The organism is Ruthenibacterium lactatiformans, from assembly GCF_000949455.1.
Taxonomy (GTDB): domain Bacteria; phylum Bacillota; class Clostridia; order Oscillospirales; family Ruminococcaceae; genus Ruthenibacterium; species Ruthenibacterium lactatiformans.
This window is the reverse complement of sequence record NZ_JXXK01000050.1, coordinates 1-15,084: the sequence shown is the minus strand read 5'-3', so window position 1 is coordinate 15,084 and position 15,084 is coordinate 1. Positions and strand designations below refer to the sequence as shown.

The following is a 15,084-nucleotide window of genomic DNA, read 5'->3' as shown; positions in this document are numbered from 1 at the left end:
CACAGTTCAGTCGTTCCACCTGCTCCGCCTCTATCACCCGCCCGGTATTGGTCACTGCAATATACATCTCTTTTTCATCCAAATCCGCGCTCAATATGATGCGTCCACCTTCCGAGGATATGAAGCCGTGTTCGATTGCGTTCTCTACCAAAGGCTGGATAATCAGTTTCGGTACCAGAAACTGCTCTGCAGCTTCCGGCAGATCTACGGTATACAGGATTTTATTCTGAAAGCGGATATTTTGCAAAGCAATATACGTTCCTGTATACTCAAATTCCCTGGCAAGGGGGACCATGTCGTAGGGATCGTAGACCGAATATGTAAGCAGTTTTCCCAAAAGTGTCGCCACTTTTGAAATCGCTTCTGTGTCTCCGCACACAGCCAGCGCCTTCAGCGACTGCAGTATGTTGTTGAGAAAATGCGGATTAATCTGATGCTGGAGAGCACGCATCTGCGCCTGCACCCGCTGCTTGCTCTCCTCCACAATTTCTGCGGTAAGCTGATCGTTTTTCTTCAACATTTGCGCTGCTGTTTCCGCAATGAGGTCTACCTCCACACTCGCGGTTTTCTTAAAGCAGACATTTTTCTCACCCCGGCCAATGGCGTTGAACTTCTGGATCAAAGCATTCATCGGCACCAGCACGGATCTTGTCAGCAGAGCGGAAACACCCAATACGACCACAAAGGCCGCCAGCATCAGCGCAAGTACAAAGACACGGTTTGCGCTGCGCAGCTCCTGTATACTGTCCAGCGGCATAATACCTAAAATCAGCCACCCCGATATTTCAGAAGTGTCGTTCACCACCAGATATGACGACCGATTCTCCCGACAGGCATCCAGTACAAATGAATGCTTTCCTTCCTCAATATGTTTTGATAGCTCCGCCAGCTGACTGTCCGCCAAGGCTAGTTGAGAGGGAATGTGTACTGGATCTTTGCCGTTGTATACCGCAATCTGCACCTCTCCATCCCGCCCTGGATCCACCAGAATCGGTTCCAAACTAAAATCACACAGCAAATATGCGGTTTCCGCCAGAAAATATTGGCTTGCATTCAAAATTGGGACCACCAGCGATACCGTTTGTTTCTCGCTGCCATTCAGCAGATAGTCCGTTGGATGGTAATTGACAAACCGCATCCGGTTTGTGTCGGTTGCTTCCATGAACCAGGGCTGTTCATCAAAGGCGTAGCCCTGTACCAGAGAGGCTCCATAATAGTACAGATATTCGCCGGAGGGGCCAACAATTATAGCGTTTTTTACATTTTCCAGTACATCAAATTGCTTGATTTTAGCCTCAACTTTCCGCTGGTTATACAGTTCAATGGAATAGTCTACGTCGGGATTGTTCATCCGATAGTTGACTGAGGTGATGATGTCCTGATCCGACACCACGATATACACTACATTGCTCAGCTGTTCAAAATAATTGTCGGCCAGGTCAATGTTGGCCTGTACGATGCGCCGGCAATGGGCGTAGCTCTGCTGCTGATACCTATCTCCGTTGTTGCGCAGCACCAGTATGCCGAATCCGGCTATGATCCCACAAAATGCCAGAGAAAACCAAATCACTAGCTTTTGACGCAATGTCAGACGCATAACTGGCACCTCACATAGAATACAGAAAGTAAAGGAATACACTATATACCATGGCTAAATTTTGTGAAGGACATATCTTACTCATGCTTGTTTGTTAATTATAAAATAATTTCCCCATCTACTCAATGCATTATATTCTATAACTATATTACGGAGGAACTCCTCATTAAAGACCATTAGAGAATCCAGAGGTATTTCAGAACAGATGCCCGGCGCAGGACTTTTATCAGTTTACTGAGTATGCCAGCCGGCGTATCCGTCATCCGAACTCCCCCAATACTCCGTTGTGGTTATATTATCGACCTTTTTGAATTCTGCGTCGGCTGCTGCACGAACAGTTTTCAGGTGCTCTCCCCTCTCATTCAAAACCAATAAATAGTGCTGTGTAATCCCACTCAAGCCGCGCTATCGGTTGAACCCCATCTGACAACAATGGTATTTATTTAAAGGGATCCACTTTTCCTGCTTCAAAGATAGATTAGGCTGGTCCTTTTCAATTCTACCCTCAAAAAAACACTTTTATGGTCAAGATGACATTTTGTGACGCGTTGTATATGGGATTAGCAAAGGGCATATGGCTTATAAATAATCAGAGCTTTGATAACAGAATATTTCATCATAGCCATATCAAGTATACAGCTATTTTGACAATCCGCAAACAATTGGCTCACAATATGATTCTACTTTACTGAACGTAGCAATATAGATATATATCATCCAAAACGGGACTTAGATAATCGTTAATAAGTCCGAAGTTTCCTTTCGCCATGGGCGCAACCCACAACGCCTTTGTTTTGTATCGCATCACCTTTTAGTTCGCCGTTAAGACATTGGTCAAGATACGACCTTTCAAATCTTACATATCTTCTTTGGACCGCATCTTTATCATTCCCTTTCTATGCTATACATCATTTCCAACTGTTTAACCTGATTGTACTACCAAGTTGATAAGGTCCAATAAATTGCGCAAATTGAATAGAGGATAAAAAGAGACATGGTTTGCAGAACTCTGGTAGAATGAAGTCGCGACACACCATTCTGAAAGGAGTCTGTAAACCATGTCTGAGAAAATTGTACAGCTAAACGAGGAAGTAATCAAGGGTCAGCTTAAGGAAATGGTCCGTGGCAGCGTGGAAGAAACACTGAATGAGTTGTTGGAGCAGGAAGCGGAGAAACTGACCCAAGCTGCCCGTTACGAGCGCAATGAGGCCCGTCAGGGCTACCACAGCGGCCACTATGGCCGGAACCTTACCACCACCTCCGGAGACGTCACGCTCCATGTGCCTCGCCTTAAGGGCGTCTCTTTTGAAACAGCCATCATTGAGCGGTATCGCCGGCGAGAGAGCAGCGTGGAGGAAGCGCTCATCGAGATGTACCTTGCCGGCGTCTCCGTACGCCGGGTGGAGGATATTACCGAGGCCCTGTGGGGCAGCAAGGTATCTCCTGCCACCATCAGTGAGTTGAATAAGAAAGCCTATGTCCACATTGAGGATTGGCGGAACCGCCCGCTGCAGGGAGGCAAGTATCCGTATGTCTATGTGGATGGCATCTACCTGCGGCGCAACTGGGGTGGAGAGTATGAAAATGTTGCGATTTTGGTGGCAATTGCGGTGAATGAGGACGGATACCGTGAAGTTTTGGGCGCTGCCGAGGGTATGAAAGAAGACAAGGCCAGTTGGGTGAATTTCTTTCAGTGGCTCAAAAGCAGAGGATTGGACGGCGTGAAACTCATTGTTGGGGACAAGTGCCTGGGTATGCTGGAAGCTGTGGGAGAAGTGTTTCCTGACTCCAAATACCAGCGTTGCACAGTCCATTTTTACCGCAATGTATTTTCTGTTGTTCCTCGCTCCAGAGTAAAATTAGTGGCCAAGATGCTCAAGGCGATCCATGCCCAGGAAAGCAAGAAGGCCGCCCGTGAAAAAGCGAAAGCTGTGGTGGCCCAGCTGAAAGAAATGAAGCTGAAAGAGGCTGCCAAAAAGGTGGAGGACAGTGTTGAGGAAACGCTGACCTACTGTGATTTTCCCTATGAACATTGGACCCGGATCCGCACTAACAACGTGATTGAGCGGCTGAACCGAGAGATCCGCCGCAGGACTCGGGTGGTGGGAACCTTTCCGGATGGCAACTCCGCTCTTATGCTGGTCTGCGCCCGCCTGCGCCATGTAGCCGGCACCCAGTGGGGCAACAAGAAGTACATGAATATGAAGCACTTAGAGGCGGCTCTGGAAGACGTCTCTATTGCTGGCTGACCTCATTCAGCCAGAGTCTGCAAACTAATTTCCGCATAACTCTTGACGGCACCACCAAGTTTCTGGCTTTACATTGTGTCGCTATGCATTTCAACGCACCGGCGGAAATAAAGGAGAGATGTGTCAAACTGATACGAACAGCCGGAGAGTGTTGTGTTTTACAACACTCTCCGGCTGTTTTAGTGCAAGCTCTCAACAAACCCACGTCCTTAACAAATAAAAAACGGCTGTTAGCAGTGACCAGTTTTCGATTTACTATTCATCCTGTTCAAAATTGCTGCGGGTCCCGGCGGAAGCCCATTGAGAGGAGGTTCGACAGCACATCCCATAAGCGCCCAAGGTTAACCTACGCTATAAACTACTAATTTACAGATGTGGCAGCCAGAAAAAACTGTCATGGTTTCCAGCAGGTATCTCTGATATTTCATTCTCTGGAAAACCCGTAGTTTTGGGCAGTTGTTCAATTCGTTTTGCGAATAAAAACAAAGCTCTAAAAACCAGTTCTTATTATTTTAATAGAGACTGATAAAACCGCTCCGGCAAAAATTATTCCTACACATATTTTCACTTCTCACCCATTGGTATTGCAAATACTGTAATCCTCCTGGCTGACGAAGTAGCCATTCCAATTTTCTAACAAAAGAGTGCAGTCATTGCTGTTAACCAAGAAGGAGAAGCTAGCTTCCTACAATATATTGCAGATGTCCTTGATGATAAAAAATATTGTTTTTGATGCAGATAAGGTTTCAATACCCTTTGAACAGACGGTATAGCCTTCAATACGCCCTAATACAGATTTTAATACTCCTAACTACAACAAATCTTATCCGGGTTGAGAATATGATTGGGATCGAACACATGTTTAATCCCCCTCATTAGTTCCATTTGTACCGCCCCACACTGCTGGGCCAAGTATTCTCTTTTTGCCCAACCTATTCCGTGTTCACCCGAAACAAGCCCACCGCATTCCCCGGCGCGGGCATACATCAGCGCAAAGGCCTGCTGCAGCCGACGCTGGAATTCCTCTTTCTCCAAGCTGTCTCTGCAAAGATAGACGTGCAGATTTCCGTCACCCGCATGACCAAAGCTCGGGATGCGAAGGCCAACGCTTTCCGCGACCTGATAGGTATAACGGATGAACTGCGCAACCTTGCTGCGGGGCACCACCACATCGCATTCATCCATTTCGGTGGTGGAGGCCTTGATGGCCTCCAAAAAAGCGCCGCGCGCGTCCCATACGCTTTTTTTGCGTTCATCGGTATCTACAATGTATGCATCCTGTGCCCCATGCTCCAGACATAACTCCGCCACGGCCTCCAGCTCCCCGTCCACCTGGGCGGCAGCGTTGCCGTCAAAGGTGAGCAGGATATAAGCCGACGCATGGGTGTCCGGGAACTTTTTGCCCAAATAGCTTTCCGAAAATAAAATGGTTTCCCGGGACATATATTCGATGGCCGTCGGGCTTACCTTGGCGCGCACGATACAGGGCACCACCTCCAACGCCGCCTCCATACTGTCAAAGGGGACCAGAAGGCTTACGCTGTGCGAGGGCAAGGGCAGCAGCTTAAGCACCGCCTGAGTAATCACACCCAGAGTTCCCTCACTGCCCACGATCAAATCCTTCAGGCTATAGCCCGAGCTGTTTTTCACAATCTTTCCGCCCAGTTCCACGATCTCGCCGGTCGGCAGCACAACCGTAAGTCCCCGCACATAGTCGCGGGTGACGCCGTATTTCACGGCCCGCATCCCACCTGCATTGGTCGAAATATTCCCGCCGATGGTGGCGGATTTTTCGCCTGGGTCCGGCGGATAAAAAAAGCCTCGCTCCTGTACATATTCGGCCAGCTCCATCAGCAGCACGCCCGGCTGTACGGTGACGGTAAGGTTTTCCTCATCCAGCTCCAAAATCCGGTTCATTCCGGTTGTCTCGAGCATAATGCCGCCATGTACCGCCACCGACGCCCCCACAAGGCCAGTGCCGGACCCGCGCACCACCACGGGAATCCTGTTTGCGTTTGCATAACGCAGCACGGCGGACACCTCGTCTGTACCGTCCACGCGCACCAGCACCTCGGGCATATGTGCCACACCGCCCAGCTCGTCATGCCCGTAATCCTCGCTGATCTGCCCACCAGCGAACACGCGGCCTGGCGCAATGGCTTCCAACGCGGATAAATCCGCCTGTTCAATTTTATGATACATGGGCCGCGTCCTCCTTTGTCATTTTCAGCAATGCGGGCACCATCTCATACAGGTCGCCCACCAAACCGTAGTGCGCCGCACCAAAGATAGGCGCGCCTTCGTCGCTGTTTACTGCTATGATGCAATCGGCCCCGCGCATACCGGCAGTGAACTGGACCGCGCCCGAAATCCCCAGCGCAATGAGCAGCTTCGGCTTCACTGTGCGGCCTGAAAGCCCAATCTGATGCTTTGCGTCCAGCCAGCCGTTTTCCACCAGCGGGCGCGTACAGGCCAACTGTGCGTTCAATGCTTCGGCCAACTGCCGTGCCAGCTCCAAATCAGCCTGCGTCCTGACACCACGCCCCACCGCGACAATCGTATCCGCATCCGAAATATCCATCTCCTTCGGGAGCCGCTCCACCTTGTCCACCCGAATGCCATAGGGCTTTTTGGGCTGCGGCAGCGTCATGGGCTGCACCGTGCCCCGCGGCCGTTCCATCGGCTGTGGGTGGGAAAAAATTTTATACCGCACGGTGCAAAACTGGGGACGGTGGTTAGGGGTAATAATGCGCGCCATAATGTTTCCGCCAAAAGCGGGACGTATTTGTACAAGATCGGTATTCTGCTCCATCTCCAGCACGGTGCAATCTGCGGTAAGGCCGGTACCGAAGCGCGCTGCCACCCGCGGCGCCAGGCTACGCCCCAGATTGGTAGCCCCCACCAAAATCGAAGAAGGCTTCACGTTTTCAATAAAATCGGCAAAAGCATCCGCGTACGGCTCAATGGTGAATTCAGCCAGCGCCGGGTGATCGTATACATATACCCTGTCGGCCCCGTAGCGCAGCAGTTCTGCGACCGCTTTTTGCGTATCGCTGCCCAGAAGCAACGCATAGACCGGGTGCCCTGTAACGGCAGCCAATTCCTGCGCCTTGCCCAGCAGCTCCAGCGTGACCGGATGCAGCCTCCCATGGGCAAAATCCGCAAATACCGCCACGCCCACCCATTCCTCCTTGTTGATCTGCGGTTTTGGGGTTTCCTCCTCTGTGATGACGCCGCTGCTTTTTTTTACACACAGGCGGCACATTTTACAGCCTGCCCCCACCGCAAGCCCCTCCGCGGTCTCTTCCAGCGCCCCAAACGGGCACAGCGCCGACAGCTCTTTCGCCAGCGCGGGTGTAAGCTTTTCGGAATGTATCGTCAAACCTGCCATTGATTTTTCTCCTCCTACAACGCCTTGCGGCTTTTCAGCAAATCGAACAGCTTTTGCGCCAGCACCGGCTCTTTGTCTTTCCACATCTCCTTTGTATCGTTTTTTTCGGGTGGGAAGATGCGCACCACCTGTGTGGGCGAGCCGGAAAGGCCGTAATGCTGCTCGTCCCTGTCCTGCATTTCGGCCAGGGATAAAAATTCGATTGTCTGCCCGACAAACTGCTTTTTGCGCCGGTAAGAGGGCAAGCGCGGAGTATTGACCGCACCGTCCACGCACAGCAGACACGGCGTGCGCACGGTTTGGGTAACGATGAGCCCATCCTGCATACAACGAACCGTGAGCCGGCCGTCCTTTTCCTTCAGGATGCTCGTCACATTGGTCACATGCGGCAGGCCCAAATGCTCGGCAATCTCCGGCCCCACCTGTGCGGTATCGCCGTCAGTCGTCTGTTTGCCGCAAAGGATGACGTCAAACCTTCCTCTGCTTTGCAGCCCCTGTGCAAGCGTGTAGCTGGTGGCCAGCACATCTGCGCCCGCAAATTTTCGGTCGCTGATCACAACGCCGCTGTCCGCGCCCATATAAACACTTTCCATCACCGCGGCCTTTGCCTGAGGCGGCCCCATGGTGACGGTACGCACCATGCCTCCATACAACTCTTTTAAGGCAAATGCCTGTTCCAGCGCATAAAGATCATAGGGGTTCAGCTTGCTCTCCACGCCGTCGCGTTTCAGCACGCCTGTTACCGGGTCGACCTCCACATTGCTGGTGCCCGGCACCTGTTTGATGCAAACAAGTATATCCATAAGAAATATCCTGTTCCTTTCATAAAAAAAGCCCCTGACAGGAAAAATCCCGCACGACAATTTTCGCCCGCCGCAGGCAAAAATTGTCGGCTTTGTTTCGCCGCAGAGGTTTATATCAACAATCTTTAAAGCAAACTCTTAGTAATCTTTGTCCAAAATGGAAGTCGTAACCCGCTTGTTAATTTCCTTGGAGTAATCAAACTGCGTGCGGTACACCTCGGTAAAAAGCAAATCCAGCACAAACATCTGCGCCGTTTTAGAGGGAAACGAGCCCTCCTGCAGGGGCGGCTCGTAACCGCCGCACAGCAGTACCACATCCATATATTCGGTGAGAGGGGATTTTGCGTATTTGGTAATGGCAATTGTTTTGGCCCCGCCTTCGTGGGCCTTTTGCGCCATCTGAACAATCTCCTTGCTGGCTCCCGAGTGGGAGATAAAAACAGCGGTGTCGTGTTGGTTCAGCGTAGAGGCGCCCATTGTCTGCATGTGGATATCGGACAAGCAGTAAACGTTGGGCATAATGTGCAGAAATTTATACATTCCCTCCATAGCGGTAAGCATCGATCCGCCAACGCCGAAAAAACGCACCTGATCGGAGTGATTGATATAATGCGCCGCACGGCTCAGAGCCGCTTCATCCACCAACGCGTGTGTTTCCGAAAGCGCGTTGATGTGGCTTTGCAGCAACTTTTTGGCCGCCGTGGGAACCGAATCGGCTTTGGTCACCGCGGCGGGCAGCAATTCGATCTCCTCGCCCTGCCCTTCCTCCTGGATGCTCAGCGCAAGCTGCACCTTAAATTCCTGATACCCCTGCAGCTTCAGCACCTTGCAAAAACGGAATACGCTTGTCAAGCTTACATGGCAGGCCTCGGCCAAATCGGTGATGGACAGAAAACGCACCGCCTTGGAATTTTGCAGCGTATAGTCCGCCACCTTCTTTTCCGCCTTGGTAAGCGATGGGTAGACCGACTGGATGTTGAGCAAAAAATCGTTGTTGAGCGCGTTTGTCGCCATCTTGAACCTCCTCCCCAAAACCGGGAATATCTATTACTACCATATTAAGCTATTTTTTTAATCTCTGTCAACCAGAACTTGTCTCCTTTCTCCGTCACGGCAAAAGTATCGATCACAATTTTCGCAAAAAGGAAAAACCGTATCGTTTGTGTATGGAATCTGTTCATGTCCATACTCGGGGTAAAGCTTCATCTCTTTGCGTCCCGTAAGCTTATTATAAGCCGAAAATTGGGCAGAGGGCGGACACAGTGTATCCATCAGGCCAGTTTGCCAAAACACCTGTGCGCGAATTGCAGACGCATGATTCTGCAGATCAATATAACCCAGCCGCTCAAAGAATTCCTGTTCATGCGCGTGGGTGGGATCACATTTTTTAAAATAGTAGGAAAATCCTTCATAGGCATCTTTCATAAGGTCCAGCTGGGCCACCCGCCTGAAATCGCACAGAAACGGGTAGATGGGCGCACACAGCTTTACCTCCGGCGTCAGGGCCGCGGCGGCCAACGCCAATGCGCCGCCCTGAGATTTCCCCGTGGTGGCCACCCGGGCCTCGTCCACAAAATCCATGCTCATCAAAATACGAACCGCCTTGGCCGCATCCAGATATACGTCCCGATAATACAGCTTATGCGGGTCCTTGTCCCGCACACCACGGACCACATGGCCAAACAATGTGGGGCCCGCTCCTGCGTAAACGTCCTCCGAAAGCCCTCCCTGGCCCCGCGCCTCCATGACAAGCACTGCGTTGCCCGCATAAACGTAGGGCAGCCGTTCAAACCATTCGCCCCCGTGGTGCATATATCCGTGGAATACCGCAACCGCAGGGATTTTTTTCGAAAGCTGCGCGGGCTTCAAAAACATACAATGCACCCGCGCCCCGCCTGTTCCAACAAACCACAGATCATGGCACTTCACGCCCGGCGCCTCAAACGCAGCAGGCGTACAGGTATAAGCAAGCCCCGTGGCCTCCAGCTCTCCGAGCGCTTCGCGCCAATATTCCTTAAAATCACCGGGACACGGGCTACACCCTTTATAATGGCGCAGTTCCTCCAGGGGCATTTCAAATACCGGCATATCTTATTCCTCCTGCATGGTAAAGTTCGCAAGGCACGCACGCATGCCGTCGGCCAGAAGCGCCGTGTCGATGCCGCACACGCCCCACTGTGCCCCCCGCTCCCGGGCATCGGCTGCATTTTTTGGGGTAGTGCCCAGAGGCACGCCCATCCATTTTCCCGCCGCGCGCACACGGCGGCAGACGTCGTCGCAAATCTCGGCCACCGAAGGCGGGTTCAGGTCTTTGTGTGCCGCTACGCTTCTCCCCAGATCCGCCGGACCCAGATATACGCCGTCCACGCCGGGCACAGACAGAATCTCATCCAAATTAAGCCAGCCCTCATAGGATTCAATCTGCATAATTTTCAAAAGATAATTTTCCGGCGCAGCCAGATACGCAGCTTCCTCTCCAAACCCGTAGCGCACAGCCCGCATCGGGCCTTGCCCCCGCACCCCTTGATAAGGGCCGTCCGGGTATGTACAGGCTGCCACCGCAAGCCGGGCTGTGTCCGCATTGTGCACAAAAGGAAAAATCACACCGTCCGGCCCCATGTCCAGAATCGCTTTGAGCATCGCAGGCTCGGCGGCGCGCACCCGCACCAGAGCAGCCGCGCCTGCGCCCTGAGCCGCCATAATGTGCTGAAAAACATCCCTTCGGTCCAACGGGCTGTGCTCTGCGTCCACAAACACAAAATCATATCCGGCGCAGCCTGCCATCTCGCTCAGCGCCGGCTCTGCCAATGTGACGGCAAAGCCAACTGCAAAGCCTCCCTTTTCCATCTTTTGTGCCAGCCTTTCGGCCCCGTTTTGCATCAAACCTCCTCCTGTCTGTTTACTTTACCGCCCCGCTGGACATTCCCTTGATGAGCGATTTTTGCACCAGCAAATAAATGATGACCGCCGGGACAATGGAAATCAGGGTACCGGTCATCACCATTTCCCAAGGGGTTTGATTATCGATCAAACGGGCAATGCCAACCGTAACGGGGGTTTTTGCCGCGTCCCGCGTAAGCACCAGAGGGTAAAGATATTGACCCCAGCCCGAAAAAAAGGAAAGCGCAAAGGCTGTACCGATACCGGGCAGCGTCATGGGAATGATTACGCGGATGAGCGTCATGAATCTTGAGCAGCCATCAATGGCGGCAGCCTCCTCCATGGCAAACGGCACACTGTCAAAGAAGCTGCGCATCAGCAGAATGGGAAACGCCATGCTGGTGGCCAAAATGGTGAGAATTACACCCGTATAGGTGTTGTAAAGGTCCATTTTCTGCATCATCATAAATACCGGCACTACAATGACCACCTGAGGCAGCACCTGCGTAACAAAAATGATACAGGTGTAAAAGGCTTTTCCCCGAAAACGGAATCTGCTGAGGGCATAGGCCGCAAAGGTGGCCAACACCACATTGAGCAGCGAAGCCGTGATCGCGTAAATAAAGGTCGCCCGCAAAAAGCTGCTCATGTCCACACGGGTGAACACATCCGCATAGTTGTGCCAGGCCCAGTCGGTGGGATACAAAAAGCTTTTTCCCAGATTTTGATACTCTGTGAGCGAGGCCACAAAAGCGGTATAGATGGGAAGCAGCGTAAACAGCATCCAAAACAAAATGATACCGTACCGCCCCAAAGCATTGAGTCTCCGTTTGCGCTTCATGTTCATCGCCCATCACCCCTTCCCTTTTTCAGGTTTTCCATGCTTAGCAGCGCAATGACGCCCAGCACACACAGCGCGATGGCACAGGCGGTTCCCAAGTCGTCCTGCTGAAAAGCCTTTGCATAAATTTCGAGCGCCACCAATTGTGTAGAACGGGCAGGGCCGCCTGCCGTCATGATGTACACCGTGTCGAAAATCTGCATGGTCCATGCCGTGACGATCAAGGTGGTGGTGGTCAGCACCGGCTTTATAAAGGGCAATGTGATGAACCGGAACCTTTGCCAAGCGGTTACGCCATCCAGATCGGCCGCTTCCTGAATGTCCTCTGGAATGGTTTGCAAAGCCGCCAGAAGTGAAATAATCACAAAGGGCGTGCCCTGCCAAATGCGCACGATGATTACCGTGGCAAGCGCTGTATTTTCCGAAAGAAAGCTCAAATTGTCCTGAATCAGCCCCAAGGACCGGAGAAGCTGATTGATGAAGCCGAATTGGGCATTGACCACCCAGCTCCACATCGACGCCGCAAAGGCCTGCGGTACGACCCAAGGGATGATGGCGACGGCGCGAAAAGCGCCCCGCCCGGGAATGGGTTTATCCAGCGCCAGCGAAACAATCGTTCCGCACAGCACGACGCCGAGCACGCCGAAAAAAACATAGATAACGGTGACCCAAACGCTGGACAAAAACTTTGGGCTTCCCAGATACTTAAAATTTTCAAAGCTGTTCCATTCTTTAAAGCCCTGAATGATGTTGGAATCACCCAGTGAATATTTGAACAGATTAAACAGCGGCACGGCCAGAATAAAAACAAACAACACGATGGTGGGCAGCAGATATAAGTACGGCTCCGCCCTGCCTGAGACCAACGGATTTGCTTTGGTTTTGCGTGGCATTCCATTCACCTCTTTTACGCGTTTTACACTTGAAACAGGAAGGGCCCCCGACCCATCCGGGGGCCCTTGCGACGCTTGCTGACAATTATTTGTAAATATCAGCGTGCTCGCTGGCAATGTTCGCCTGCGTATCGGCGGCGCTCTGCTTACCCATCATCAGCAGCTGTAGCTGTTCGCCGTTCACCGCCCACAGCGCGTTGGTTTGAGGGCAAATGCCTTCTGCATAGCTGTTGTCAAGCGATTTCACAACCTGCACCATATAACCATCCGTGTAAGAGGCCGCTTCCGACTTCAGCATCGGTACAGAGCCATAGGCAGCGTGCGCCAGCTGATTTTCCGTGCGCATCATATAGCGCAGGAAGGTCCAGGCTTCGTCCGGATGCTGAGAGTTGGTGGGAATGTACCAGCCGCCCACGTTTACGGCGCTGGAGTTGATCCCGGACGCACCCGCTGGCATTACCGTGCAGCGAATCGTGCCGTCGGCCAGCTGGTCGGACACCTGGTTCGCCATATTGATGGCGTCCAGTACCATGGCAACCTTGCCGTCGCGTAGCAGCGTGCGTACATCAAACCGGCCGTATTCCACATAGCTGTCCTGTGCGTACTGGGTAATATCCTGGATGAATTGCAGCGTGTTAACCGCGGCCGTCTTTCCCTGCTCGGAATCATAAACGTACTGGTTCGTGGCGCTGTCCCAAGCACTCCCGCCAAATTCGCTGGTAAACAGCGATTCAAACAAAAAGCTGGTTTCGCCGCCGCTGCTCTTGGCATACAGGCCAAAGGGGTCGATTCCGTCGATCTTACTCAGCGCTTCGCAGGCAGCCTTGAATTCATCCCAGGTCTTGGGCGGATTTTCCGGGTCAAGTCCCGCTTGCTCAAACAGCTCGGTATTGTACCACAGCATGATGGTGGAGCCGCCGCAGGTAATCATGTACTGCTTGCCGTCATATTGGCCCGCCTGCAACATCGCAGGGTACATATCATTTTTCAGCTCGTCGTCCACATACGACGTAAGGTCGAGCACCAGTCCCTTGTCGGCTAAATCAAAAATGGTGCCGGGCAGATGATACATCACGTCGGGCAGGGTTTCGGAGGCCGCCATTGTCTGCAACGTTTTTTCAGCATCGGACCAGCCAAGGTCTTGCATGTCAATTTTGATATTCGGATACTCTTTTTCAAACTCTTCAATCATAGGGTCAAAGATCTCGTGAAGGATCTCGGGCGTGCCAGTGCGCATAAATGTAAGGGTGACCGTTTCTGTTTCAGCCGAAGCGGACGTGTCGACGGATGTGTCGGCCGTCGGAGCGGAAGCCGAAGCACCGGACGTGCCGCCGCAGCCTGCCAGCGAAAGAATCATGCATAGTGCCAGAACCATTGCGCAAATCTTTTTCATCTTTCATTCTCCTTTATTAATCTGTTTTTCAAGTGCACCCTAATTCGTCCCGGTGTAAGAACGGCGCTTTTACAGTCCCAGCTGTTTCAGCACGCCGCGTACCTCTTCTTTTTCAGCAGCCGTGAGCGGCACGCAAGGCACGCGCGGGAAGCCGCCGCAAGAACCCACCTCATCGGTGATGTATTTAAGCAGCGAAATCACCTTGTATTCGCCGCCCATGCCGGAATATTTGACCGCCAGGTCCATGTAAGGCACCATTGTGTCGCGGATGGCTTTGGCCCTGGCATAATCTCCGGTGCTGCGAGCCGCCCAAATGGCAGCAGCCTTATCGGGCACAAAGTTTGACATACTGGAGATGAAGCCCGCCGTGCCCGCCATAGCGGCATACGGCTCCAAAAATTCACCGTGACCGTTGACGACGCTGATTTTATCGCCGATCTCCTGTACGACCCGGGTCATTTTAAAGAATGCGGGCGTGCACTCTTTCATTCCCACTGCATTGGGGAACTCCTTAAGGCGTTTAAGCAGATTGATTGAAATATCAATGTTCATGACCTCGAAGTTGTTGTAAAGCAAGATGCCCAGGCCCGTGTTTTCCGAAAGCGCCTTATAAAACTGATAGATGCACTCCTCGTCTTTGGCAGGGTAATAATAAGGGGAAAGTGCCATCACACCTACAGCCCCATGCGCCTCGGCGTGCTGGGCCAGCTCGATGGATTCGCGGACATTTGTACTGTTGCAGCCCGCAATCACGGGCAGCGCATCGCCGCATACAGCAAGAGCACATTCCAGCACCTCCTTGCGTTCAGCAGTGTTCATCGCACCGCACTCGCCGGTGCTGCCGCCCACCACAATTGTCGCGTTGCTTTTGTTCAGGCCGTGGTCCATAATGAAACGCAAATTCTTTTCGTAGCCCTTCGCGTCGAACGCACCGTCCTCCTTAAAAGGGGTAATGCTGATTACGCAGACGCCATGCAACTGTCTGTTGAGTTCCCGGGGTGTCATTTTCATTAGAATCTCCTCCATGTGATTTTGTA

The 15,084-nt window shown here is 52.2% G+C and carries 12 protein-coding genes; 1 reads left to right on the top strand and 11 read right to left on the bottom strand.

The features are described from left to right. Positions 1–1,597, bottom strand: a 1,597-nt coding sequence (locus TQ39_RS18620; protein ID WP_156146419.1) for a cache domain-containing sensor histidine kinase, incomplete at its 3' end; no start/stop codon positions are given. A gap of 1,058 nt (positions 1,598–2,655) precedes the next feature. Between TQ39_RS18620 and TQ39_RS18615 the strand changes: the two genes are divergently transcribed. Beyond that, positions 2,656–3,846, top strand: coding sequence for an IS256 family transposase (locus TQ39_RS18615; RefSeq protein ID WP_050006646.1), 1,191 nt, complete (start codon positions 2,656–2,658; stop codon positions 3,844–3,846). An 807-nt stretch (positions 3,847–4,653) separates the two neighbouring features. Here the strand turns inward: TQ39_RS18615 and TQ39_RS18610 are convergent. The 10 genes from TQ39_RS18610 to TQ39_RS18565 all read right to left on the bottom strand — a co-directional run bounded on the left by TQ39_RS18610 (position 4,654) and on the right by TQ39_RS18565 (position 15,058). Next, a complete protein-coding gene (locus TQ39_RS18610; RefSeq protein WP_050006645.1) occupies positions 4,654–6,048 on the bottom strand; it encodes an FAD-binding oxidoreductase in 1,395 nt (464 codons plus the stop codon). Continuing rightward, entirely contained in the window at positions 6,038–7,237 is a 1,200-nt protein-coding gene (locus TQ39_RS18605) for an electron transfer flavoprotein subunit alpha/FixB family protein (RefSeq protein WP_050006644.1), read from the bottom strand. The genes TQ39_RS18610 and TQ39_RS18605 overlap by 11 nt, the downstream gene beginning before the upstream one ends. Positions 7,238–7,251: 14 nt before the next feature. After that, positions 7,252–8,040, bottom strand: coding sequence for an electron transfer flavoprotein subunit beta/FixA family protein (locus TQ39_RS18600; RefSeq protein ID WP_050006643.1), 789 nt, complete (start codon positions 8,038–8,040; stop codon positions 7,252–7,254). Positions 8,041–8,178: 138 nt separating this feature from the next. Beyond that, complete coding sequence (locus TQ39_RS18595; protein ID WP_050006642.1) at positions 8,179–9,054, bottom strand: MurR/RpiR family transcriptional regulator; 876 nt, start codon at positions 9,052–9,054, stop codon at positions 8,179–8,181. Between the two features lie 57 nt (positions 9,055–9,111). Further along, positions 9,112–10,128: an acetylxylan esterase gene (locus TQ39_RS18590; protein ID WP_069955781.1), complete on the bottom strand. Its 1,017-nt coding sequence runs from the start codon at positions 10,126–10,128 to the stop codon at positions 9,112–9,114. A 3-nt stretch (positions 10,129–10,131) separates the two neighbouring features. After that, positions 10,132–10,920 (bottom strand): HpcH/HpaI aldolase family protein, encoded by a 789-nt coding sequence (locus TQ39_RS18585; RefSeq protein ID WP_050006641.1) that lies wholly within the window; start codon positions 10,918–10,920, stop codon positions 10,132–10,134. A gap of 19 nt (positions 10,921–10,939) precedes the next feature. After that, the gene (locus TQ39_RS18580; RefSeq protein ID WP_050006640.1) at positions 10,940–11,767 is read right to left on the bottom strand and encodes a carbohydrate ABC transporter permease; all 828 of its coding nucleotides are present in this window, start codon (positions 11,765–11,767) and stop codon (positions 10,940–10,942) included. Further along, positions 11,764–12,654 carry a carbohydrate ABC transporter permease gene (locus TQ39_RS18575; RefSeq protein ID WP_050006639.1) on the bottom strand — a complete coding sequence of 297 codons (891 nt, stop codon included), beginning with the start codon at positions 12,652–12,654 and terminating at the stop codon, positions 11,764–11,766. The genes TQ39_RS18580 and TQ39_RS18575 overlap by 4 nt, the downstream gene beginning before the upstream one ends. A gap of 85 nt (positions 12,655–12,739) precedes the next feature. Continuing rightward, positions 12,740–14,047, bottom strand: coding sequence for an ABC transporter substrate-binding protein (locus tag TQ39_RS18570; protein WP_050006638.1), 1,308 nt, complete (start codon positions 14,045–14,047; stop codon positions 12,740–12,742). Positions 14,048–14,116: 69 nt separating this feature from the next. Continuing rightward, positions 14,117–15,058 (bottom strand): dihydrodipicolinate synthase family protein, encoded by a 942-nt coding sequence (locus tag TQ39_RS18565; protein WP_058723696.1) that lies wholly within the window; start codon positions 15,056–15,058, stop codon positions 14,117–14,119. Between the last annotated feature and the right edge of the window lie 26 nt (positions 15,059–15,084).